18 protein-coding genes are annotated in these 23,257 nt (G+C 63.2%); 4 read left to right on the top strand and 14 right to left on the bottom strand.

The genetic code is table 11. The features are described 5' to 3' along the window. Positions 1-5: 5 nt before the first annotated feature. The 5 genes from dnaG to WI26_RS18210 form a co-directional block, all read right to left on the bottom strand. Positions 6-1,877 (bottom strand): DNA primase, encoded by a 1,872-nt coding sequence (gene dnaG / locus WI26_RS18230; protein ID WP_069226735.1) that lies wholly within the window; start codon positions 1,875-1,877, stop codon positions 6-8. 69 nt (positions 1,878-1,946) lie between these two features. After that, positions 1,947-2,393 carry a GatB/YqeY domain-containing protein gene (locus WI26_RS18225; protein WP_069226734.1) on the bottom strand — a complete coding sequence of 149 codons (447 nt, stop codon included), beginning with the start codon at positions 2,391-2,393 and terminating at the stop codon, positions 1,947-1,949. 185 nt (positions 2,394-2,578) lie between these two features. Beyond that, positions 2,579-2,791, bottom strand: coding sequence for a 30S ribosomal protein S21 (rpsU, locus tag WI26_RS18220; protein ID WP_006479415.1), 213 nt, complete (start codon positions 2,789-2,791; stop codon positions 2,579-2,581). A 106-nt stretch (positions 2,792-2,897) separates the two neighbouring features. Further along, entirely contained in the window at positions 2,898-4,118 is a 1,221-nt protein-coding gene (locus WI26_RS18215) for an NAD(P)/FAD-dependent oxidoreductase (protein WP_059510102.1), read from the bottom strand. A 202-nt stretch (positions 4,119-4,320) separates the two neighbouring features. Then, entirely contained in the window at positions 4,321-7,719 is a 3,399-nt protein-coding gene (locus WI26_RS18210; protein ID WP_081334297.1) for a hybrid sensor histidine kinase/response regulator, read from the bottom strand. 164 nt (positions 7,720-7,883) lie between these two features. Here WI26_RS18210 and WI26_RS18205 point away from each other — a divergent pair, with 164 nt between their 5' ends. Both WI26_RS18205 and WI26_RS18200 read left to right on the top strand, forming a co-directional pair. Then, entirely contained in the window at positions 7,884-8,540 is a 657-nt protein-coding gene (locus WI26_RS18205) for a response regulator transcription factor (protein WP_059595287.1), read from the top strand. Positions 8,541-8,709: 169 nt separating this feature from the next. After that, positions 8,710-9,372 (top strand): response regulator transcription factor, encoded by a 663-nt coding sequence (locus WI26_RS18200; RefSeq protein WP_059595286.1) that lies wholly within the window; start codon positions 8,710-8,712, stop codon positions 9,370-9,372. Positions 9,373-9,562: 190 nt separating this feature from the next. Here WI26_RS18200 and WI26_RS18195 read toward each other — a convergent pair whose 3' ends face one another. The 5 genes from WI26_RS18195 to WI26_RS18175 form a co-directional block, all read right to left on the bottom strand. Next, entirely contained in the window at positions 9,563-10,264 is a 702-nt protein-coding gene (locus WI26_RS18195) for a DJ-1/PfpI family protein (RefSeq protein WP_069226732.1), read from the bottom strand. A gap of 68 nt (positions 10,265-10,332) precedes the next feature. Beyond that, entirely contained in the window at positions 10,333-11,517 is a 1,185-nt protein-coding gene (locus WI26_RS18190) for a CfaE/CblD family pilus tip adhesin (RefSeq protein ID WP_069226731.1), read from the bottom strand. A gap of 147 nt (positions 11,518-11,664) precedes the next feature. Continuing rightward, complete coding sequence (locus WI26_RS18185; protein ID WP_069226730.1) at positions 11,665-14,400, bottom strand: TcfC E-set like domain-containing protein; 2,736 nt, start codon at positions 14,398-14,400, stop codon at positions 11,665-11,667. A 119-nt stretch (positions 14,401-14,519) separates the two neighbouring features. Then, complete coding sequence (locus tag WI26_RS18180) at positions 14,520-15,035, bottom strand: CS1 type fimbrial major subunit (RefSeq protein WP_059595281.1); 516 nt, start codon at positions 15,033-15,035, stop codon at positions 14,520-14,522. Positions 15,036-15,119: 84 nt separating this feature from the next. Beyond that, the gene (locus WI26_RS18175) at positions 15,120-15,962 is read right to left on the bottom strand and encodes a fimbrial protein TcfA (protein ID WP_081334295.1); all 843 of its coding nucleotides are present in this window, start codon (positions 15,960-15,962) and stop codon (positions 15,120-15,122) included. A gap of 536 nt (positions 15,963-16,498) precedes the next feature. On the opposite strand from WI26_RS18175, the gene tsaD reads away from it, so the two are divergent. Further along, entirely contained in the window at positions 16,499-17,539 is a 1,041-nt protein-coding gene (gene tsaD / locus WI26_RS18170) for a tRNA (adenosine(37)-N6)-threonylcarbamoyltransferase complex transferase subunit TsaD (protein WP_069226728.1), read from the top strand. A gap of 110 nt (positions 17,540-17,649) precedes the next feature. Here tsaD and folE2 read toward each other — a convergent pair whose 3' ends face one another. The 4 genes from folE2 to WI26_RS18150 form a co-directional block, all read right to left on the bottom strand. Further along, positions 17,650-18,459, bottom strand: a complete 810-nt coding sequence (gene folE2, locus WI26_RS18165) for a GTP cyclohydrolase FolE2 (protein ID WP_059510092.1) — start codon at positions 18,457-18,459, stop codon at positions 17,650-17,652. Between the two features lie 154 nt (positions 18,460-18,613). Next, complete coding sequence (dxs, locus tag WI26_RS18160) at positions 18,614-20,518, bottom strand: 1-deoxy-D-xylulose-5-phosphate synthase (protein WP_059466502.1); 1,905 nt, start codon at positions 20,516-20,518, stop codon at positions 18,614-18,616. An 80-nt stretch (positions 20,519-20,598) separates the two neighbouring features. Beyond that, entirely contained in the window at positions 20,599-21,483 is an 885-nt protein-coding gene (locus WI26_RS18155) for a polyprenyl synthetase family protein (RefSeq protein ID WP_059466503.1), read from the bottom strand. Then, positions 21,480-21,773 carry an exodeoxyribonuclease VII small subunit gene (locus tag WI26_RS18150; RefSeq protein WP_059466504.1) on the bottom strand — a complete coding sequence of 98 codons (294 nt, stop codon included), beginning with the start codon at positions 21,771-21,773 and terminating at the stop codon, positions 21,480-21,482. The genes WI26_RS18155 and WI26_RS18150 overlap by 4 nt, the downstream gene beginning before the upstream one ends. Before the next feature lie 271 nt (positions 21,774-22,044). Here WI26_RS18150 and WI26_RS18145 point away from each other — a divergent pair, with 271 nt between their 5' ends. Continuing rightward, positions 22,045-23,151 (top strand): aromatic ring-hydroxylating oxygenase subunit alpha, encoded by a 1,107-nt coding sequence (locus tag WI26_RS18145; protein ID WP_069226727.1) that lies wholly within the window; start codon positions 22,045-22,047, stop codon positions 23,149-23,151. The last annotated feature ends 106 nt before the right edge of the window (positions 23,152-23,257 follow it).

The following is a 23,257-nucleotide window of genomic DNA, read 5'->3' as shown; positions in this document are numbered from 1 at the left end:
GCCGCCTACAGCCCGAGCCGACGCTTCATGTCGGTTCGCTGCCGGTTCAATTCCGTCAATTCAGCCAGTTCCTCGGGGGTGAAGGTGGATTGCCGCGCAAGCCGATCGAGCCTGTCACAGCAGGCGTCATAGCGCATCTTGAGCACCGCGGCCTGCAGCTCCTCCCCCGCGATCCGTTCCTGTTCACGCTGCCGCTCGGGCACCGTCTCGTCTTCCGGATTCTGTAACAGCAAATCGCGGACGTTTTCATCATAGTCCAGAATTTCGCGGAAGATTTCCTCGTAAGTCGCGCCGTTCGAGGACGCCCGCAGGACATCCGACAGCAGCCGGAACTCCGCACCGTCGCCCAGCGCACGCGCATGCTCGACGACTTCGGCGAACAGCTCGCCGATCCGCGGCAGCGCGTGCAGGGTCGCAAGCTGTTCGTCGTCGAGCTGCGACGCGATTCGCGGATGCATGACGAGCGTACGCAACGCACGCTTTTCGCTGTCCGTCACACGCCGCCGCTCGCTGCGCGCGGGCGCCTGGCGAGCCGGCGCCGCGATGCGCGCATCGACCTCCGACAGCCCCGCGACTTCCTCGAACGGGATATCGAGTCGGTCGGCGAACATGTGCATGATCTGCGCGCGCAACGCGTTCGCCGGCAACGCCTGCAGCAGCGGCTTCGCATCGAACAGCGCCTTCGCTCGACCTTCCGGCTGGTCGAGCGCCTTGCCGGCAATTGCTTCGTTCAACAGAAATTGTGACAGCGGCATCGCGCGCTCGACCTGCTCGGAAAACGCGTCCGCGCCGAATTCGCGTACGTAGCTGTCCGGATCGTGTTCGGACGGCAGGAAAAGGAATCGGATCGTCCGGTTGTCCGCCGCATGCGGCAGGCACGCCTCGAGCGCGCGGCGCGCCGCGCGCCGGCCGGCCGAGTCGCCGTCGAAGCTGAAAATGACCGTATCCGTCTGACGCAGCAGTTTCTGTACGTGAATCGGCGTGCACGCCGTGCCGAGCGTCGCGACGGCGTTCGGGAAGCCGAGCTGCGCGAGCGCGACGACATCCATGTAGCCTTCGACGACCAGCACGTACTTGCGCTCGCGGATCGCGAGGCGCGCCTCGAACAGCCCGTACAGTTCGCTGCCCTTGTTGAACAGCGGTGTTTCGGGCGAATTCAGGTACTTCGGCTCGCCGCTGCCGAGCACGCGCCCGCCGAACCCGATCACCTGCCCCTTCACGTTGCGAATCGGGAACATGATCCGCTCGCGGAACCGGTCGTAGCGTCGCGCGACGCCCTGCGCATCGGTTTTCTCACTGACGATCACGAGCCCTGATTCGACAAGCGAGTCGTCGCGGTAGTCCGGGAACGCGGCTTCGAGGTTCTGCCAGCCGTCCGGCGCATAACCGAGCCCGAAGCGCGCAGCAATCTCGCCGGTCAGGCCCCGGTTCTTCAGATACTGGATCGCGACCGTCGCGCCGCGCAATTGCTTGCGGTAGTAGTCGCACGCCGCGGACATCACGTCGGACAGCGCGGTCGCGACCGATTTCGACACGGGCGCCGGGTAATCGCCACCGCCCCCTCCACCTCCGCCGCGCGTCGACGGCTCATGCGGCACGGTCAGCCCGACCGATTGCGCGAGCTCCTGCACGGCTTCCGGAAACGTGAGCCCCGCATGCTCCATCAGGAAACCAATCGCCGTACCGTGCGCGCCGCAGCCGAAGCAGTGATAGAACTGCTTGGTCGGACTGACGGTAAACGACGGGCTCTTCTCGTTATGGAACGGGCACAACCCCATGAAGTTCGCGCCGCCCTTCTTGAGCTGCACGTACCGGCCCACCACGTCGACGATATCGACGCGGTTCAGCAAATCCTGCAGGAACGAATGCGGAATCACCGTGGGATCGAGCGAAAAAAGACAATACGACGCCCCGGCGCACGCGCATGCGGCGCCGGGAAGCGGGTTTTACTTCGACAACGCGGCCTTGACCTGCGCGGAAACGGCCGTCATGTCGGCCCGGCCCGCGAGCTTGCCCTTCAGCACGCCCATCACCTTGCCCATGTCCTGCGGGCCGGCTGCACCGGTTGCAGCGACCGCGGCCTGGACTTCGGCGGCCACTTCGTCGTCCGACAGCTGTGCCGGCATATAGGCGGCCAGCACCGTCAGTTCCGCCTGCTCCTTCTCGACGAGATCGTCGCGGCCGGCGGCCTGGAACTGGCTGATCGAATCCTTGCGCTGCTTGATCATCTTGTCGATCACGGCGGTGATGCCCGCGTCGTCGAGGGTGACCCGGTCATCGACTTCGCGCTGCTTGATCGCGGCCAGCAGCAGGCGAATCGTCGCCAGACGCTCGCTTTCCTTTGCGCGCATCGCGGCCTTCATGTCTTCGCTGATCTGCTCTTTCAAACTCATCTTTCACCCGGGATGAAAACGTGACTTCGACGCCCGCGAACGGGCGTCAACACAAAAACCCGCTTGGGACTAAGTCTCAAGCGGGTTGCTCGAATCCGGCATCGGCGACTCGCGGCCCCTGACCGAGGCCGATCGTGCGGAGCTCGCCGGTGCGCCGCTCAGCGAACCGCGCGGCGCTCAATCGTTCAGTACAGCTTCTTCGGCAGCGTCTGGCTGCGGATCCGCTTGTAATGACGCTTCACCGCGGCAGCCTTCTTGCGCTTGCGCTCGGCGGTCGGCTTCTCGTAAAACTCCCGCGCACGAAGTTCGGTCAGCAGACCGTTCTTCTCGATCGTGCGCTTGAAGCGGCGCATGGCGACTTCGAACGGCTCGTTTTCTTTAACGCGAATGATCGTCATGATCCGACACGAATAAAGGTTTGCAGGGAAGATTTACGAGTATAGCAGAGCGCCGCGCAAAGACATAAGAGCCGGGTTCCGTCAATGGCCGGCCCGCGCAGCCGTGTCACGCGCCCCGCGCAAACTCCGCCGCCGCCTGCCCCGCCGCCGTGCCCGACGCCCACGCCCACTGGAAGTTGTAGCCGCCGAGCCAGCCCGTCACGTCCACCGCCTCGCCGATGAAGAACAGTCCTGGCACCCGAGCGCTCATCATCGTCGCCGACGACAGTTCGCGCGTATCGACGCCGCCCTTCGTCACCTCCGCCTTCTTGTAGCCCTCGGTGCCGTTCGGTGTCAGCGTCCAGCCGGACAGCGCGTCGCCGATCTGGCGCAGCGTCTTGTCGGGCAGGTCCGCAAGCCGTGCGTCGGCCGCGACGCGGTGGGTGTCGAGCCAGACGTGAGCGAGGCGCGACGGCACCCAGTCCGCGAGCAGCGAGCCGATCTGGCGCTTTGACGTGCGCTTCGCGTCGAGCAGGTCGGCCACCGCGTCGCGCTGCGGCAACAGGTCGATGCGGATGGGGTCGCCGGACTGCCAGTAGCTCGAAATCTGCAGGATGCCGGGGCCCGACAGGCCCCGATGGGTCAGGAGCAGGTCCTCGACGAATTCGCCGCCGCGCTTCTTGTCGCCGGTCGACACGCGCACTTCCAGCGACACGCCGGACAGCGCCGCGAACGGCTCCCAGTCCTGCTGCGCAAAGGTGAGCGGCACGAGCGCGGGCCGCGTATCGACGAGCTTGTGGCCGAACTGCTTCGCGAGCCGGTAGCCGAAGTCGGTCGCGCCGATCTTCGGGATCGACAAGCCGCCGGTGGCGACGACCAGCGCGCGTGCGCGAATCGGCCCCGCCTGCTGCGTGTCGAGCGTGAAGCCGTCGGCCGGCGCGTGGCGCACCGCGTCGACGACCACCGGCCGGCGCCAGGCAATGCCGCCCGCATCGCATTCATGCTTCAGCACGTCGATGATCGCGTCGCTGCCGTGATCACAAAAAAGCTGCCCCTTGTGCTTTTCGTGCCAGGTGACGTGATGGCGCTTGAGCAGCCCGAGAAAGTCGCGCGGCGTATAGCGCGCAAGCGCCGAGCGTGCGAAATGCGGATTCGACGACAGGTAGTTGTCGGGGCCCGCGTAGAGATTCGTGAAGTTGCAGCGGCCGCCGCCCGAGATGCGGATTTTCTCGGCGAGCCGCGGCGCGTGATCGATCAGCACCACGCGGCGGCCGAGTTGCCCGGCGACGGCGGCGCTCATCATCCCGGCGGCGCCCGCGCCGATCACGGCGATGTCGTAGGTTTCCATGGCGCGGATTGTTCAGCCCTTCAAATGTCAGGAAATTATCGCTATTTATCAGCCACTTACACGAAAGCGGCTGACGAATGTCTCAAAGAAGGGCGAATGATACATGCGGCGGCGGAGAACGCAACGCCTGATTGGTGGCGCAGTCTCGCCTGAAAAGCCGTGCTGGATGCACGAGCGTGTTGCCGCTGGCGATTCAGCGACATCACTTTCCGTTGCGTGGCTCCAGCAGCCGTGCGAGCGCATCGGCGAGCACTTGCAATGCGTCGCCGGCGCCGACCAATCCGTCCGTCCGGATCTGCTGCTCGAGCCTGACACATCGTAGCCCCAACTCGCGCTGCTGAAACACGCCAAGCGCCCCTTTCAGCGAATGCAACTCCGCCAGCATCGCTGCCGCATCGCCGCACGTCAGCGCCTTGCGCAATGCGTCGAGCGACTTCGCGCACGAGCGGCGGAATGCGTCGACAACGGCAGGCGGGATCGCGCGATCGCCTAGTGGCGCATCGCCGTCATCCGCGTCGCCCTGTTGCGCGCCGGCAGTGTCGGCCCGGTCGGCGATCTGCGTCAGGATGCGTGCCAGTCCGCCCAGCGAAAGCGGCTTCGACAGGACCGCGCGAATGCCGAGTTCCGTGCAGCGCCGATGCTCGTCGACGGTTGCGTCCGCGGTAACCGCAACGATCGGCGTGCGCGGCCAGCGCTCGCGCATGATCCTCGCAAGCACGTATCCGTCCATGCGCGGCATGTTCAGGTCGGTCAGCACGACGTCGAAGCTTTGGTCCGACAACATCTGCAACGCCTCTACGCCATCCGCTACGATTCGAACCGAGCAGTCGAGCATCGACAGTTGCTCCTGGAGCAAACGCTGATTGACCTCGTTGTCCTCGGCAACCAGCACGTGCAGCCCCAGACGCCGTGCAGGCTGCGCGTCGGAGTCGGAGGCGGCCGCGTCGCCATTCGACCGCGATGCCGCCGGCGACGCCAGCGATTTACCGTTCAGCACGTGGTCGAGCGCCGCGCGCAATCCGGCCGGTGCATGGCACGACACGGTCAGCACGCGACCGACGCGCATCGGCTGGAGCGGGCCATCGACGCTGCAGTTGACGACCGCGGCGCAGTCCTCGACGTGCCGGTTCTCGCTCTGCGCCGACCAGCCGCTGCGATCGCCGTAGATCACCAGCAGGCGCCCACTCGTTTCCGCGATTTCATCCGGATGATGCGCCGCTTCGACTTCCATACCCCATGACGTCATCAGCGGCACGGCGCACGCATGCCATTCGTCGGCCGCGGCCAGCAACGTCACGCGCTGGCCGGCAAAGATCCGCGCATCGGGCACGACGTGCGCCCGCGCCGGATCGACACGATCGAGCGGAACGCGCACGGTGAAGCAGCTGCCTGCGCACGCTTCACCGTCGAATCCGATCGTTCCACCCATCCCGGCAGTCAGCCGCTGGCACAGCGCGAGACCAAGGCCCGTGCCGCCAAAGCGCCGCGAAATCGACGAATCGGCCTGCGCGAATGCCTTGAACAAGTGCTCGCGCTGCGCGTCGCCTATCCCGATGCCTGTGTCCGCGACGCTCACGACGAGCATCGCGCCCGTTTGCGGCCCGTCGAGCGGCACGTCATATCCGATGGTCAACGTCACCTTCCCGTCGGCCGTGAACTTGATCGCATTGGACAGCAGGTTGTGCACGACCTGCGCAAGGCGTGCCGGATCGCCGCGCATTCGTTGATCGATCGACGAGCCGAACGTGCCGTATAGCGCGACACCCTTCGCTTGCGCGACCGGCGCGAACATCACGAGCGCACGCGTCATCACGTCGGCGACGTTGAATGGAATGTACTCGAACTGCATTTCGCCGGCCTCGATCTTCGAGAAGTCGAGTACGTCCTGAATGATCGCGAGCAGGCCGTTCGACGATGCGCGGATCGTCCGCAGGCGGTCGCGCTGCAGCGGATTCAGCGACGAATGGGCAAGCAGCTCGAGATTGCCGAGGATCGCGTTGAGCGGCGTACGGATCTCATGGCTCATCGTCGCGAGGAACGTGGATTTCGCGGCGTTCGCCTGGTCGGCCGCGCGCTTCGCGTCGCGCAGCCGCTGCTGCAGTTGCTTGCTTGCGGTCATGTCGACAAACGCGGTAACGAGCACGTCCTCGCCGAGATACCGGCCTCTCGCGAAACGGGCCTGCAGCGCGATCTCGCCGCCATCGCGCGTGGGTAGCGCGACGTCCTCCTGGAACACTTCATCGGACTCACCGCCATGCGCCGACTGCAGGCGCGCGTACCGCTTCGACAACTCACCCAGCAAGCGCGGCATTCCGCCGTCGAGCAGATCGCTCAGCGCCAGCAGCGACGAGCCGCCGTACAGCAGTTCGCCGCTGCCGGTCGACACGAGGCCGATGCCGACCGGCACCGTCTCGATCACCGTGCGGCTCAGGCGCTCGCTTTCGAACACCTGCTCGGAGCGCGCGTACATCGGCAGAAAGACACGCCGATTCAACTGATAGAGCAGCAGCCAGATCACGGCAAGCCCGGTCAGCGCGATCGCGGCAGCCGCCAGCGCCCTGGCCTGGATCGCTGCCGCGACATCACGCCACGAGTACGTGTAGACGAGCGAAAAGCCGCTGTCGCCGAGCGGCTGTGCGAGCACGAACCGGCCACCGGTCCGGTATGCCGTCACGCTGCCGGCATCGAGACGATGCCCGCGACGCCAGTTCGAAACGAAATCCAGCTCCGCGCGGCCCGGCGCACGCTGCGACGCCGTAGCGACGATTTCGCCGGAATCGCTCAGGATGGCAAACATTCCGTCATGCGTACCGCCAGCAATCGGCCAAAGCAGGTCGTCCGGATCGATCTCGCTGACGAGCACCGCTTCGACCTTGCCCGCGGACATGACCGGCGATGCAAGCTGAAGCACCTTGCGGCCGGTCGGCAGTGCATAGAGCCGTGGTACCCAGTAGGCTTTCGGCGCCGTGCCGAGGAGTTCGCTCGGCGCGTCGAATGCAAGCTTCTCCGTGCCGTCCGTCAGTTCGCGCGTGAAGTCGGCGCGGCCCTCGACCGTGGCAAGCCGCTCGGGGTGAGCGACATCCGACGACGGCATGATCGCGACGACACTGCGGTCCGCATTGAAAAAAACCTGTGTGATCGATCGCCCGAGCACTCTCGACGTCGCGACGTTCGCGCGCCCCACCTGTGTCGCAAACGCGAATGCACGCTCAAGCGTTGCATCGGCCGGCGCCGCGTGCGGCGCACCGGCGATCAATACTTCGAGCCGCTCGGACGCGAATGGCTTCCAGCGCAGCAAATTGCCATTCGCGCGGAATTGCTCGATGAGAGCGTGCGGCGCCGCCCGCTCGTCGTCCCACGACAGCTCGGCCCGCACTACCCCGTTGAGGAAGGAATGCTCATTCGCGTTGATGCGGCCTCGAACAAGCCGATGCGCGATCGCAAACGTCTGCGCCTCGTCCGCGATGTGCGTCTGGACGAGGTAGGTCGCCTCGAAAACGAGCGCGAATGTCATGACGAGCACCGCGGCCCAGCGTCCGCCGACCATCAGAAGTCGGTGATAGCGCCGCAATTCGTCCAGTGTCTGTCGAAGAAATGGCATGGAGGTCCCGGTGATGCAATGCAACGATGCGCGCAGTGTATTCCCCGACGAGCCGCCGCGGGGCGCCACGTCGTGCAACAACGGTACTGACCGCCGGCTCGGGTAAACTAGCCGCGCCTTATCCCATAAAAAGCCCTGAGCCCACTGACCTCCGCCCTGCCACCATGAAGATCCGCGTGATCCTGTCGGACGATCACCCTACCGTGCTATCGGGTGTGCGCCACGAACTGAGCCGTGCGCCGACGATCGAGATCGTCGGAACGGCGGCACGCACGGACGAACTGGTCGCGCTGCTGGCACGCACGGTCTGCGACGTACTGATCACCGACTATGCGATGCCGGGCGGCGACTTCGTCGATGGACTACCGATGCTGCATTACATGCGTCGCACGTGGCCCGACATGAAGATCATCGTGCTGACAACGATCGACAATCCGGCGATGCTGCAGGAAATGGCGAAAAGCGGTGTGGAGGGCGTACTCAGCAAGCTGGACGATGTCGATCATCTGATCGCGGCCGCGCATGCGGTGTACGCAGGTGCGACGTACTATTCGCCGAGCGTGCAGGCGAGGACTGCTGCGCCGGCGGTGGCGTCTCCCCCGACACAACCTCTGACGCCACGCGAAGCGGAGGTGATCCGGCTCTATGTGTCAGGCCTGTCGATCAGCGAAATCGCCACGCAATTGAATCGTGCAAAGCAGACGGTCAGCGCGCAAAAGATCCGGGCGATGAAGAAGCTGGGTATCGAACGCGACGCGGACCTGTTCCAGTACGCCTACGAAACCGGCCTCGCCGCGTCCGGCACGAAGGGCAACGGCTGACGCAGCGGTCATGCATTTCGTGGATGCGTCAGCCATCCAGCCCCCATCGCCACGCAATATAAGACTTGTCCCATATGTTTTCAAGAACAATAAGACAAGTCAGACGCCCCGCCTGGACTCTCGCCGCTAAATTTTGATTTTCGAAATCAAAAGAGCGGAGAGACCAGCCATGATTGCAAATACCACGTTCAACGTGCTGATCGCGGACGACCACCCGTTGGTGCTGACCGGCATCGAAGCGGCGCTGCGCAGCCTGCGCTCGTTGCGGATCGTCGGTGCCGCGAATAATTCGACCGAGATCGTCGAACTGCTGTCTCAGAAGTCATGCGACTTGCTGATTACCGATTTCACGATGCCGGACGGCAAGTTCAACGACGGACTCACCATGCTCACTTACATCCGGTCGCATCATCCGGATCTGCCGATCGTCGTGTTCACCGCGTTCGACGGCATCGCGCTGACCGATAAGCTAATGAAGATCGGCGTCAAGGGGATCGTCAGCAAGGCAGACGATATCGGGCACCTGATCTCGGCGATCTACGCCGCGCGCTCCGGTTCGGAGTATATGTCGCCGGGCGTAAGCCGCCCGAAACGCAGCGTGCGCGGCAGCCGCGGGAAAAACGATCTGACCAAGAACGAGCTTGAAGTGCTGCGGCTTTACGTGTCGGGCATGTCGATAACCGAAATCGCCGCGCGACTTCATCGCACGAAACAGACGATCAGTGCGCAGAAGATCAAGGCAATGCACAAGCTTGGCGTCGAACGCGACGCGGATCTCTATCAGATCGTGTACGAATCGGGGCTCGGGACGCCGAGCATCTTCGACGTATGACGCCGCGACGATCCTGATGTCCGACGTGCATGAACCACGGGATGTCGATGTCTGAAACTTGCGAGCATGCGATCGGGCGCGCGCCACGCACGTTACGGCAGGCTCGTGAAGGGGGCAGCTTTGAACAGCCCCGCGGTTTCCGGCGTATGGCCTCGCGTGCAATGCCGTTGATCGATACGGATCCACTCGGTCAACAATCGACCCTACCCAATCCGAGGCGATTTACCTTCGCTATCGCTTCGGCAATCCCCTTCTTGACCTGCGAAATCTCGGGTGACAGCATTCGGACGACCTTTTCGCCGGCCAATTCTGGCGTACCGCTCGCGAACGGAGGCTTCGGGTCGTATTCAAGAAACAGCGTGGTGGCCCTGGCGGCATCTTCACCAATGACCAGCGCGACGACCTCCAGTCCGAAATCGATACCGGACGTGATCCCGCCTCCCGTGATCCGGTTGCCGTCAACGACGACTCGTTCGTTCACCACGATTGCCCCCATCATCGCCAATTCGTCACGCACCGACCAGTGAGTCGTTGCCCTCGCGCCCTTCAGCAATCCCGCCGCCGCCAGAATCAGCGATCCGGTGCAGACTGAAGTGACGAATCGGCTGTCGCGGCTCTTTTCTCGAATAAAGGACAACACTTCGGTATCCGACATGATCGCGATCGAACCTGGGCCGCCCGGCACGAACACGATATCGAGATCGTCCGGGCAATCGGCGAACGTGCAGTTCGGATTGATCGACACGTTCGTGTCCGTAGATAAAGGTTCGAGTGTCTTCCAGACGAGATGGATATCCGCGAATCTGCTGAATACCGTCTCGGGTCCGAGCAAATCCAGGAGCGTCATGTTCGGATAACACACCATGGCGATCTTCAGCTTTCTCGATATCATTTTTCATTCCACTTATTGATGTTCTCACCCCGATCGCGCTCCCGTCCGACACACGCGCCCACGAAGACCTAGAGACTGGAAGACGGCGTCGTGAAAACGAGGCGCAGCGTGCCCGTGTAATGCCCCGACACCTTGTCGATCTGATTGAACGCAGGGGTCGTGAGTTCAAGCGGTGTGGGCGTGCAAAGGACCGGGGTCTGTATGTTCGGCAGACGCACCTGGCGAACTTCAGCCCGGTTGACACCCTGAAGGCGGACCGTCTCGCCGTTGTGCATCGACAATCGCTCGCCGTTATAGGTCAGCGCGACCGCATAGTCCACGCGATCCCTGCTGTTCGACGCGTTGCCGCCGTCGCGAACCACTGAAAAAAGCTCCGGTGCACGGCCGCTCGTTTGTACCGTGTCGGAAAGCGTGACTTGATAGGCGTCGCTATTGGCGTTGTGCCCGTCGTACAGACAGACATCGAGCGTCGCGCGGCCGTCGATGCGGCCACCGGCTTGTCCTGGTATCGGTTGGCTGCGCAGATTGAGATTGACGAGCGGCGTAGCACTGCCGAATGCAGGCAGATAGACTTCGATGTTGTTTCTGTCAGTGACGGTCAAGGTGATTGATGCAGAATGGTTGGCGAGCAGTTTCCAGGTCACGCTAAGCAAGCGGAGTTTCAGATTAGCCTCCCAAACACCACCGCTCGGGATCTTCGCCATCTCGCTGCCCGGCAGCCATGCGGTGATGCCCACACCGAATGGTTTATTTCCACCACAGTAGTAGTCCCAACGCTTCGAATTGAGCGCCGTATTTTCAGGAGCCCATCCGTCTCCGCAAGTCGACTTGTGGAACATCCACGGAGTTCGGTATGCATATATCGTTAGGATTGCAGTCATTTTACTGCGTCTTTCCGTAAAGAGAATCGGGATTGTGGTGTTTCCAAATATATCCTCGGTGGTTGGCCGTGTTGCGCATGCGCCAGTGGCAGGATCAGTTTCAGACAGACATACCCAAGTGTCTTGCGCGTGGTCAGTCGTCCATGAAACAGCAATCTCCTTGTTCCAGATGTATTTGTCGGCGGGCGGCGAGGAACGATCGAACTCGACGTCAACGATCTCGTGTTTGTCGCTCGGGGCGATCCACCCGTCGTCGGCGAAAGCGCCGCCGCTGTACAAGGCCATGGCCGCCGCCACGACGACAAAGCACAAATGGAACCGGAGTCGATCCAGTGCCCGCAAAATGGTGAGACAGATGTTCATGTTCAGCATGGTGTTTGATAGTCGAGACATCCGTGAGCCGATATCGGTTCGGCACGTGGCGAGCGCACGATGGCAGAGGTGAGCGCTCTCGCCATGCCGTCCCCGACACGCCCGCAGTCGTGATACTGATTGGCCAAGCGAGCTGATCGTGCGACTTCATCGCGATACGTCCGATGCGCTCAAATGCGCGTGCAGGGCCGGCACGATCTTCAACAGGCGCTGCGCGTAAGATCGCTTGCGCAACTGCTCGGGAAGCGCCGCCTGGTCGATCGACTCGCACCGGATGTCGCCGGTCAGCATGACGACGTCCTGGCGCGTACGCACCTTTACCGGGCAACTCAATACGCCGTCGGACGTCACCGCGTAAAGCGTATCGGGCCGGTAACCTAGCTCGATCAGAAAGCCGCCGTCGTCGTCCGCGGCTGCGGCGGGCGCGTTCAATAAGCGCGCGCCGGACAATGCGACACCGTTCGGCCCAAGCAGCCGGCCGACATACGTATACGTCACGCTCGCGCCGACGTCGCGGCTGACGATCTTGCCCGGCATCATGAAGTAATGGCGTACCCCGCCCCCGCTTTTCACGCTTGCGGTGACCGCGGCTTCGCGCGCGGCACTGTCCCGCACTTCCGCCGAAGTCGAACTGAAACCCTCGATCGGCATCATGACGCGCGAGCCGAAGCCGAGCGTGACCGGCCGCATGCCGTTGACGACCAGTTCCGCGGCACCTGCAGCCTGGCCATCGTCGCGCTTGTCGACGGTAACCGCGAGCGCCGCCGCCGGCTCGCCCTGGCCCGCATCCGGTCCGACGAACATGCCCGGCGAACCGATCGCAAGCGACGATGCATAGGTTCCGTTGAACGACGGATTGATTCCACCCGTCATGCGGGAATACGATCCGCCCGCGGTCATGCTCAGGTTTCCATAGCGTCCATCAATGCGCCCACGCACCGACGCCGAAAGCGTTTCGTCGCGGTACCCGTTCAGATCCAGCGCGAGTTCCCGGTTCGTGCCGTTCTGCCAGTTCCACGTGCGGTTTGCGTTGTAACCGATCTGCATGTCGCCCGAGCGGACCGTCCGCAGGTCGATACCCGCCGATGTGAACGTGGTCATGCCGCTCGACGTCGGCGGCTGGCTCGCCGCCGACAGCGTCACGCTTGCAAGCACTCCCATGTCGTGCGGGCGATTACCGCTGTTTCGGCTGTAATACGCGCCGACCCGCATGTTGACCATGGCGCCGCCCCACTTGTACGTGCGCGACAGCGCCACCTGGAGTGCGCGCGACACGTTATCGCCTGATCTCTCATGGCCGTCGGGACGAACAGGCAGACCCGCATCAGAGGGCCATCCATACGACAGACGACGTCCAAGCGACCGGTTGAAGTTGTAAGCCGTCGTGGCTTGCCACCCGGCGACGGGAAAGCTGATCGTTGCGCTCAGCGAGTCGTAGCATCCGATATCGCGTGCAGCCGAATACTGCGCGCCGTTGCAGCTCGTGCCGCGCAGCTGATACCGCGAAACCATCCACGAAACGCCGTTGGTAAAGTTGATCTGCTGCGTATTGCCGCGCGACCCATCGTTACCGGCGAAGTAAGCCGCCGACACATCAAGTGTCCCGTGACGGAAGCTGTGTCGCCAGTCGACGCGAGTCTCGTTGTATAGAGCGCCTCCGACGGCAGCGACGCCCGACGTGAGCGCGAGGTCGAACGGCAGCGTGACGCGCACGCCGGTCTGCACATTGAACCGCTTCGACGGGCCGGTTGGGTCGTCGGCGCCCTGATCGTCTCCGGTCTGACGGCCACCTTGCACGAACCATTGGGTACTGCGGTCGGCGAAGTCCCCGCCAGATTTGCTGAAATGCTGGAATTCGGTGCGGCTGAGAACATCGCTTTCGTAGATTCTCAACTCAACCGAATAACGGCCCTCCGGAAACGCCGAGGAATCGAGCGTGTTGATTCCCGAGTTCAGGTAGAACGTTCCGAGCAGCTGACTGCCGCGATAGGCGTCGATACGCGCATCGCGCGGCAGCAACACGACGATCGGCGTGCCGCGCGCGGCCGCATTCCGGTTCAGATAGGCTTGCGTCGTGCCGACGCGCACACCGTCGAACGAACCGAGCGGCAGCATCGTAAAGCCGAAGTTGCCGCCTAGCGCACTGGACAGGTAACGCTGATCCATACGGCCGATCTGGCCATAGTATCGGCGGCTGAGGTCGTATCGGTAATAGAGGTTGTCAAAAGACAGGCGGGTGTTCGATTGACCTTGGCTCTCCGCGTTGAACATCGTCCAGTTCATGCCAACGAACCCGTTGGTCATGACGCCAAGCGCGCCGGCTCCCGTGACGCTCAGGTTCCGGTATGCGCGGCCGCTCGTGAAATTGATCGTCTGCCGATGAACGAATGCATTCTCCGCGTCGGCGCTCTGCGTGCGATACAGGTCGCCGCCGACATCGGGTTGCGGCAGCCAATTCTTGTTCAGAAAGAGATCGAGCGCGCCTTCGCTGTCGTTGAAGATGACGGCTGCCGTCTGCGTGTCGAGATAGCCGCACCCGTTCGCAGACGGAGACGTCTTGCATGCGAGATGACCGTTGCGCGCCATCGGGACGGAAAGCGCGTCGATGATGGCTTGCCGCTCCGCACTCGCCCGCGCATCGCCGGTTTCGATCGCCTCGAGTACCGCCTCCGGTTGTTCGAGCCGTACCTCGTCGGGATCGACACGGACGGGGAACACACCGAGCGAGCGGTCGAGCAGGCGGATTTCAAGCTGCTCGATCTGACCACGCGCGATGTCTTCGAAACCGGGCGGCACTTTCTGAGCGTCCGCCGCGTTGGCGTGGGCGTTTGCCGCGCAAACCACCGACAGTGCCGTAGCGAGGGTAGTAGAAACAGGCTGCATGGCGGACGAACGCTGTCCGTGACGCAGGCGTCACCAACAGAATGCGCAATGGATTGAGAGGTGGACGACTGAAGGGCGCGGCACGCGCAAACGCTCGTGCCGCGCGACGGAAACGTCGATTATTTGCTCGGCGGCGCGACGGCCTTCGCGGCCTGCGTCAGCACGATGCTGACCACACCCTGATAGCTGCCGGCAGTGGTGATCACGGATGCCTTGGACGGCTTGATTTCGAGCGGCATGTTCGTCGTGCTGGTGGCGCTGGCGTCCGTAAAGACGTCGCTGGCCTTGATCGTGATCGGCGTAACATTCAGCTCCTTGCCGCCATACGCGACAGACAACGGAATCGGTTCGGCCGACGTATTGGTGACCGACACCAGTTGGGGCTCGACAGCGAGGCGAACCTGGAGATCCCGGGAAGCATCGTTGCTGAAAATCTTCGTCTGCACCGATTGCTTCTGCAGACCGGAGCCAGGGACGTAGCTGAGACGAAGCGTTGACGGCAGCGCAGATCCGTCCGGCTGGAGCAACTCCAGCGTCGGGTCGACATCAGCGACGACGGTAATGTCCTTCTGAACTGCCATTGCGGACAAGGACAGCATCGACATGGCGATGACGGGAATGTATTTGATCATCATTTAATATGGAGTCCTTCTTTAACTATTAAAAATACGCCAACCATCTCGACAACAAAGATGGGAGACAACCCTCCCGACAACCGATCAATTGAACGGGAATTCCTGCGTCTGAATACCCTTCACGCTATCGACCTGGTACTTCACACGCAGCAGGGAACGCGGATGCGGGACGACATCATCCGGAACCGAAAGCGACTGGCCGGGGTACACGCTGCTGTCGACTGCATGCCAGACGCAACTTACTGGAGTAGGTGCCTGCTGGCAGCGGCCGATATCGAGCACACCGATGCGCACGTTGCCCCTGTTCTCGATCGACGTTGGCGTGACGACCTCTATCCGGGGTTGCGCAACGACGGGCAACACCCTGACCAGCACGCCCCAGACGAGATTGACGCTCACGTCGCCTTTGACTGCGCGGGTGTCGTCGGCGCCATCGTCGAGCGTGGTAACCGGCTCGAAATAGACACGGTAAAGCGTCTCCTCCTGGGGGCGAGCGAGGCTGATCAGTCGCACGACATGGCTTGCACCGCCGGACAACACGAATTTCTGGGGCGACACGACAAGACCGCCGCCGTCCGCGACACCGACGGAAATTTCGTGCTCACGGTCGGTCGCCGGCTCGATAACTTTTTTCACCGAGACCTTTACGTACTGCACCTCGTCCGATTTCGAATAGACGCGAATCTGAGCGGTTTGCGCTTTCGCGGTATCGATAGCGAGCGACATTGGGTAAACAGTCATATTTGCAAAAGCATTCGCAGCTGTTACCAATGAGGAAGAAGCGAGCAACGCACAAAGAACGCGATGATCAAAAATCGGAAATCCGCTTCGTCTCGCAACAGCGTGTTTTTCAGCAGCGCGCCGCCGACACAAGCCGTGCCGCGACACGACGTCGCGCGCCATTTTCAGTGTCAATATGATCTTCATTGCGACCTTGCAGGGGAAACCGAAAAATCCGTAATATCGAGCCCACGCAGTCTATCGACGGCCTCCTCCAAATTGAAGCTGACGAGTCTTATTTTTATCGAATTGAAAAATTGACGAGGCCAGCGGCCCGCGCTCGCTGGAGGTCCGGATGAGTTTCCATACGCGACAAATGAAATCAAAAAAGTTCGATCAATTAAGTTATCCATATTGAATCGCGCGAACATTGGATCGACAACTCGCCAAACGGAATGACGCAATGCCAACGCATTCGATCCGGGGGTAGACGTAGATCATGAGGAGAAGCGATTGCGCGAACATTCAGCCCATTGGATCCGATGACATCCGCCTTGCGAAGGTCCGGGCGTTGTGCGCGAAGCGAAAATTGACAGAAAGGAACATCTTTACCGTGCGCTGCACGATCGCCTGACCTGCCCCCGGGCACGGCGCTGCATCGCGCGGCGGGGCTCGCCTGTTATAATTTCCGACTACCGTCGATATTCCGGCTCGCGCGTTTCCAAACGCGCCCCACACCCACCATGCTCGTTCTCGGCATCGAAAGCTCCTGCGACGAAACCGGTCTCGCGCTCTACGACACGCAGCGCGGCCTGCTCGCGCACGCGCTCCATTCGCAGATCGCGATGCACCGCGAATACGGCGGCGTCGTGCCCGAGCTCGCATCGCGCGACCACATCCGCCGCGCGCTGCCGCTGCTCGAGGATGTCATGGCGCAAAGCGGCACGCGCCGCGAGGACATCGACGCGATCGCATTCACTCAAGGCCCCGGCCTCGCCGGCGCGCTGCTGGTCGGCGCGAGCATCGCGAATGCGCTCGCACTGGCATGGAACAAGCCGACCGTCGGCATCCATCACCTCGAAGGGCACCTGCTGTCCCCGCTGCTCGTCGACAAGCCGCCGCCCTTCCCGTTCATCGCGCTGCTGGTATCGGGCGGCCACACGCAGTTGATGCGCGTGACCGATGTCGGCGTGTACGAGACGCTCGGCGAGACGCTCGACGACGCGGCCGGCGAAGCATTCGACAAGACGGCAAAGCTGATCGGCCTCGGCTATCCGGGCGGCCCGGAAGTGTCGAAACTTGCGGAAACGGGCACGCCGGGCGCCGTCGTGCTGCCGCGCCCGATGCTGCATTCGGGCGATCTCGACTTCAGTTTCAGCGGCCTGAAGACGGCCGTGCTCACGCAGATGAAGAAGTTCGAGGCGGCAAAACTCGAAGGCGAAGCGCTCGAACGCGCGAAAGCGGATCTCGCGCGCGGCTTCGTCGACGCGGCCGTCGACGTGCTCGTCGCGAAGTCGCTCGCCGCACTCAAGAAGACGAAGCTCAAGCGCCTCGTGGTTGCGGGCGGCGTCGGCGCGAATCGCCAGTTGCGTGCCGCGCTGTCGGCCGCCGCGGCCAAGCGCGGCTTCGACGTGCACTACCCGGATCTCGCGCTCTGCACCGACAACGGCGCGATGATCGCGCTCGCCGGCGCGTTGCGGCTCGGCCGCTGGCCCGAGCAGGCAAACGCCGACTACGCGTTCACGGTAAAACCGCGCTGGGATCTCGCGTCGCTCGCACGCTGATCCGCACGACGCACCGGCACGCACCGGAATTCACCTGCCAAAAACACAAAGGCCGCTCGATCGAGCGGCCTTTTTTCCTTGCAGCGGCAAAACGCCGCAGCGGCACGATGTTACGCAGCGTGCCGCTTGTCGCGCTCGATCAGCGCATACGCGCTGTGATTGTGGATCGACTCGAAATTCTCGGCCTCGAGCACGTAGGCGATCACGCGCTCGTCCGCATCGAGACGCTGAGCGACATCGCGCACCAGATCCTCGACGAACTTCGGGTTTTCGTACGCACGCTCCGTGACGAACTTCTCGTCCGGACGCTTCAGCAAGCCCCACAGCTCGCACGACGCCTCTTCTTCCGCGATGCGAATCAGCGCCTCGACGGGCAGGTCGGCCGCGAGCTCGGCGTCGATCGTCACGTGCGAACGCTGGTTGTGCGCGCCGTACTGCGAGATCTTCTTCGAGCACGGGCACAGGCTCGTCACCGGCACGAGCACCTTCAGGAACAGGCGTGCTTCGCCGTTGCGGCTTTCGCCGGCGAGCGTCACTTCATAGTCGAGCAGGCTCTGCACGCCCGACACCGGCGCCGTCTTGTTCACGAAGTACGGGAACGTGACCTCGATGCGGCCGGCCTCGGCTTCCAGTTTCTCGAGCATCGACGCGAGCATCGCACGGAAGCGCTCGACCGTCAGCGGCGCGCGATTCTCCTCGAGCAACGCGACGAAGCGCGACATGTGCGTGCCCTTCTGATCGGCAGGCAGGCGCACGTCGAGATTCCAGACGCCGACGGTCGGCTGCACGTCGCCGCTCTCGGTGCACACCGTCAACGGATGCCGGACCGCCTTCACGCCCACGCGCTGAATCGGAATCTGGCGGGTATCCACCGTGCTCTGCACGTCGGGCATCACGAAGGCGGGATTCATCTGGTTCATCTTGTTCAATCCTTGTAAGCCGCGCGTCCGACGACGCGCACGCCGCGCCATGCGGCAGCCGGAAAAGCAACATGGGCCCGCAGGCCCATGTTTTCCGCATCAATGTAGACCGGTTGCGCCAGTCGCACCGACGCCGCCCGGAGGCGGCGCCAGCTTATGCGACCCGCTTCGCCTGGCCGGCGACATCGGCCACCGGGCTCAGGAAGCGTTCGCGAATCGATTTCGCGATGCCCGCGCCGTCAAGGCCGCATTGCGACAGCAGCTTCGCGGGATCGCCGTGATCGATGAACTGGTCAGGGAGGCCCAATTGTATTACGGGTCGGATAACCCCACTCTCCATCAGGGCTTCGACGCAGGCGGAACCCGCACCGCCCATCACGCAGCCTTCCTCGACCGTGACGAGGTAATCGTGCGTCTCGGCGAGCTCACGCACGAGCGCCGCATCGATCGGCTTCACGAAGCGCATGTTCGCGACCGTTGCATCGAGCTCCTCGCCCGCCACGAGCGACGGCGCGACCATCGTGCCGAACGCGAGGATCGCGACGCGCTTGCCTTCCGGCTGCGACGTGCGGCGACGCACTTCGCCCTTGCCGAGCGGGATTTCGGTGAATTCCTTCACCGTCGCCACACCCGTGCCCGCGCCGCGCGGATAACGCACCGCGGTTGGGTTCGGCTGCTGAAGCGCCGTGTGCAGCATCTGGCGGCACTCGTTCTCGTCGGACGCCGCCATGATCGTCATGTTCGGGATGCAACGCATGAACGCGAGATCGTACGCACCCGCGTGCGTCGCACCGTCTGCCCCGACGAGGCCCGCGCGGTCGATCGCGAACACGACCGGCAGGTTCTGCAACGCGACGTCGTGGATCAGCTGGTCGTACGCACGCTGCAGGAACGTCGAGTAGATCGCGACGACGGGCTTCAGCCCTTCGGTCGCGAGGCCGCCCGCGAACGTCACCGCGTGCTGCTCGGCGATGCCGACGTCGTAATAGCGATCCTTGAAGCGCTTCTCGAACTCGACCATGCCGGAGCCTTCGCGCATCGCGGGCGTGATGCCGACGACGCGCGAATCGCGCTCGGCTTCATCGCACAGCCATTCGCCGAACACCTGCGTGTAGGTCTTTTTCGCGGGCGTGGCCGACGGCTTGATGCCTTCTGCCGGGTTGAACTTGCCGGGGCCGTGATAGAGCACGGGATCGGCTTCGGCGAGCTTGTAGCCCTGGCCTTTCTTCGTGACCACGTGCAGGAACTGCGGGCCACGCAGTTCGCGGATGTTCTGCAGCGTCGGGATCAGCGAATCGAGATCGTGACCATCGATCGGGCCGATGTAGTTGAAGCCAAACTCTTCGAACAGCGTGGCCGGCACGACCATGCCCTTCGCGTGCTCCTCGAGCTTGCGCGCGAGTTCAAGCACCGGCGGCGCGACGCTCAGCACGCGCTCGACGCCCGCACGCGCGGCCGCGTAGAAGCGGCCCGACATCAGGCGGGCGAGATGGCGGTTCAGCGCGCCGACCGGCGGCGAAATCGACATGTCGTTGTCGTTGAGGATCACGAGCAGCTTCGCATCCTCCGACACACCTGCGTTGTTCATCGCCTCGAACGCCATGCCGGCCGTCATCGCGCCGTCGCCGATCACGGCGATCGAGAAGCGATCGTCGCCGTTCAGCTGGCTGCCGATCGCCATCCCGAGCGCCGCCGAGATCGACGTGCTCGAGTGCGCGGTGCCGAACGTGTCGTATTCGGACTCGCTGCGGCGCGGAAAACCCGAGATGCCGTCGTACTGGCGCAGCGAATGCATCTGGTCGCGGCGGCCCGTGAGGATCTTGTGCGGGTAGGTCTGGTGACCCACGTCCCAGACGATCCGGTCGTTCGGCGTGTTGAACACGTAGTGCAACGCGATCGTCAGCTCGACCGTCCCGAGGTTGGACGACAGATGGCCGCCCGTCTTCGACACGCTGTCGAGCACGAACGCGCGCAGTTCATCCGCGAGCGGTTGGAGTTGGCGACGATCGAGGCGGCGCAGATCCGCCGGGTCGTCGATGGTTTTCAGCAAGTCGTACATCGTCGTTCCATTGTAGGAAATCAAACGCGCCCGCATTCTATTGCACGCACCGTAGCGTGTGCGCAGCGGCGGGCTTCGCGTCAGCTGACCCGGTTCACCACCAGGTCGGCAAGTTCGGCGAGACGCTGTGCACGTGCGCCGAACGGTTTCAGCGCATCGTGCGCGTCGGCACGCAGCTGGGCCGCGAGCTCACGCGATGCGTCGAGGCCGAGGATCGATACGTAGGTCGGCTTGTCGTTCGCCGCGTCCTTGCCAGCCGTCTTGCCGAGCGTTGCCGAATCGGTCGTGACGTCGAGAATGTCGTCGACGACCTGAAACGCCAGACCCACGGCACCCGCGTAAACGTCGAGCGCGGCCATCGCTTCCGCCGACGGCGTGTCGCCGGCCAGCGCGCCCATCCGCACGGCGGCACGCAACAGCGCGCCCGTCTTCATCCGGTGCATCGTCTCGAGCTGTTCGCGCGTCAGCTTGAGGCCGACGCTCGCCAGGTCAATCGCCTGCCCGCCGGCCATGCCGATCGAGCCGCTCGCCAGCGCAAGCTCGCGCACGAGCGCGGCCTGCTGCACCGGCGACAGTGCCTCGGCGTCGGTCAGCGCGACGAATGCCTGCGACTGCAGCGCATCGCCGACCAGCAGCGCCGTCGGCTCGTCGTACTGCACGTGCACGGTTGGCTTGCCGCGTCGCAGCGCGTCGTCGTCCATGCACGGCATGTCGTCGTGCACGAGCGAGTACACGTGGATCATCTCCAGCGCCGCCGCCGCTGCGTTGCGCGCCGCTTCGGTCGCGCCGGTCAGCTCGCCTGCCGCATGGCACAGCAGCGGGCGAACGCGTTTGCCGCCGCCGAGGACCGCATAGCGCATCGCTTCGTGAAGTTGCGTCGGCACCACATTATCAGCCGGCAAATAGTGGCCGAGTGCATCCTCGACACGGTCGAGCACGGACCGCATCCATTGTTCGAATGTCATAGATCGTCGTCTTCGCCGTCCGTGGCGGCCGTTCCGGACGAAAGCGGCTTCAGCGTCGCGCCGTCGAGCACGCGAACCTGCTGCTCCACTTTCTCGAGCTGCTGTTGGCAAAACGCAACGAGGGTCGCACCGCGGCGATACGCCGCCAGTGAATCCTCGAGGCTCAACGCGCCGCCTTCCATCCGGGCAACCAGCGTCTCGAGTTCCGCGAGCGCCATCTCATAGTTGTCCGGCAACGGGTCGGTGCCATTGCCGGGCGGCGTGGCGCCAGGGGATGCGGTTTTCGCCATGGACGAGGGTGTCAAATTTCAAAACAAGTCGAACATTCTACGGCAAAAGAGAATTCTCCGATCTGCCGACGTGGCCAGTCCGGCACATCTTCCGGCCCCATCTTCGACGCACGGGGTGCACACCCCGATTGCCTCTCGACAAAAAATTGACACAAATCAGGCACTTAATCCTAGCCTTGCGAGGCGAACCGGGTATAATTCCACGTTTCCCTAAATCGATTTTTCGATGGTTGGGTTGTTCACTGCTTTCACGCTAACACCGGGAGTGGGAATGTCCAATCTGAGCGATGCGCTTCAGTTGAAGTCGGCTCACAGCCAGCTTCCAGTCACTGCCTATTTCGATGAGGCGCTCCTTGAGCGCGAGATCGAAACCCTCTTCAAGAAAGGACCTCGTTACATCGGGCACGAATTGATGGTGCCCGAGGCGGGGGATTATTTTGCGCTGCCGTCCGAGAACGAAGGCCGCGTGCTGGTCCGCAACCCGGCGAACCAGATCGAACTGCTGTCGAACGTGTGCCGTCACCGGCAGGCAATCATGCTGAACGGGCGCGGCCACGCGCAGAATATCGTATGTCCGCTGCACCGCTGGACGTACGATCTGGAAGGCCAGTTGCTCGGCGCGCCGCACTTCCCCGACAAGCCGTGCCTGAACCTCGGCAAGAGCCCGCTGCAGAACTGGCAGGGGCTGCTGTTCGAGGCCGAAGGCCGCAACGTCGCGCGCGATCTCGCGAACCTCGGCACGAAGCATCACTTCGACTTCTCGGAGTACCTCTTCGATCACGTCGAAGTGCACGAGTGCGATTACAACTGGAAGACGTTCATCGAGGTCTACCTCGAGGATTATCACGTCGTCCCGTTCCACCCGGGCCTCGGCAGCTTCGTGTCGTGCGACGATCTCAAATGGGAGTTCGGCGACTGGTACAGCGTGCAGACGGTCGGTGTGCACAACGCCCTCGCCAAACCGGGCAGCGCGACCTACCAGAAATGGCACGAGCAGGTGCTCAAGTTCCGCAACGGCGTGCCGCCGGAGTTCGGCGCGATCTGGATGGTCTACTATCCGGGCCTGATGATCGAGTGGTATCCGCACGTGCTCGTCGTGTCGTGGCTGATCCCGCGCGGCCCGCAGAAGACGACCAACATCGTCGAATTCTATTACCCCGAGGAAATCGCGCTGTTCGAGCGCGAGTTCGTCGAGGCCGAGCGCGCCGCCTATATGGAGACGGCCGTCGAGGACGACGAAATCGCGATGCGGATGGACGCGGGCCGCCGCGCACTGATGGTGCGCGGTGAATCGCAGGTCGGCCCATACCAGAGCCCGATGGAAGACGGCATGCAGCACTTCCACGAGTTCCTGCGCCGCCACCTCGGCGACATCTGATCGGGCACGCGGCGCGCCGGCGCCGCATGGCATCCGGCATATGAAAAGACGGGTTTCGGCCCGTCTTTTTTTGTTTAGACTTGGAGTATCAGGCCGTTTGCACTCC

The sequence above is a fragment of the Burkholderia diffusa genome, assembly GCF_001718315.1.
In the GTDB taxonomy this organism is placed as follows: Bacteria; Pseudomonadota; Gammaproteobacteria; order Burkholderiales; family Burkholderiaceae; genus Burkholderia; species Burkholderia diffusa_B.
The sequence above is the reverse complement of the archived record's forward strand: the minus strand, read 5'-3'. Positions and strand labels throughout refer to the sequence as shown.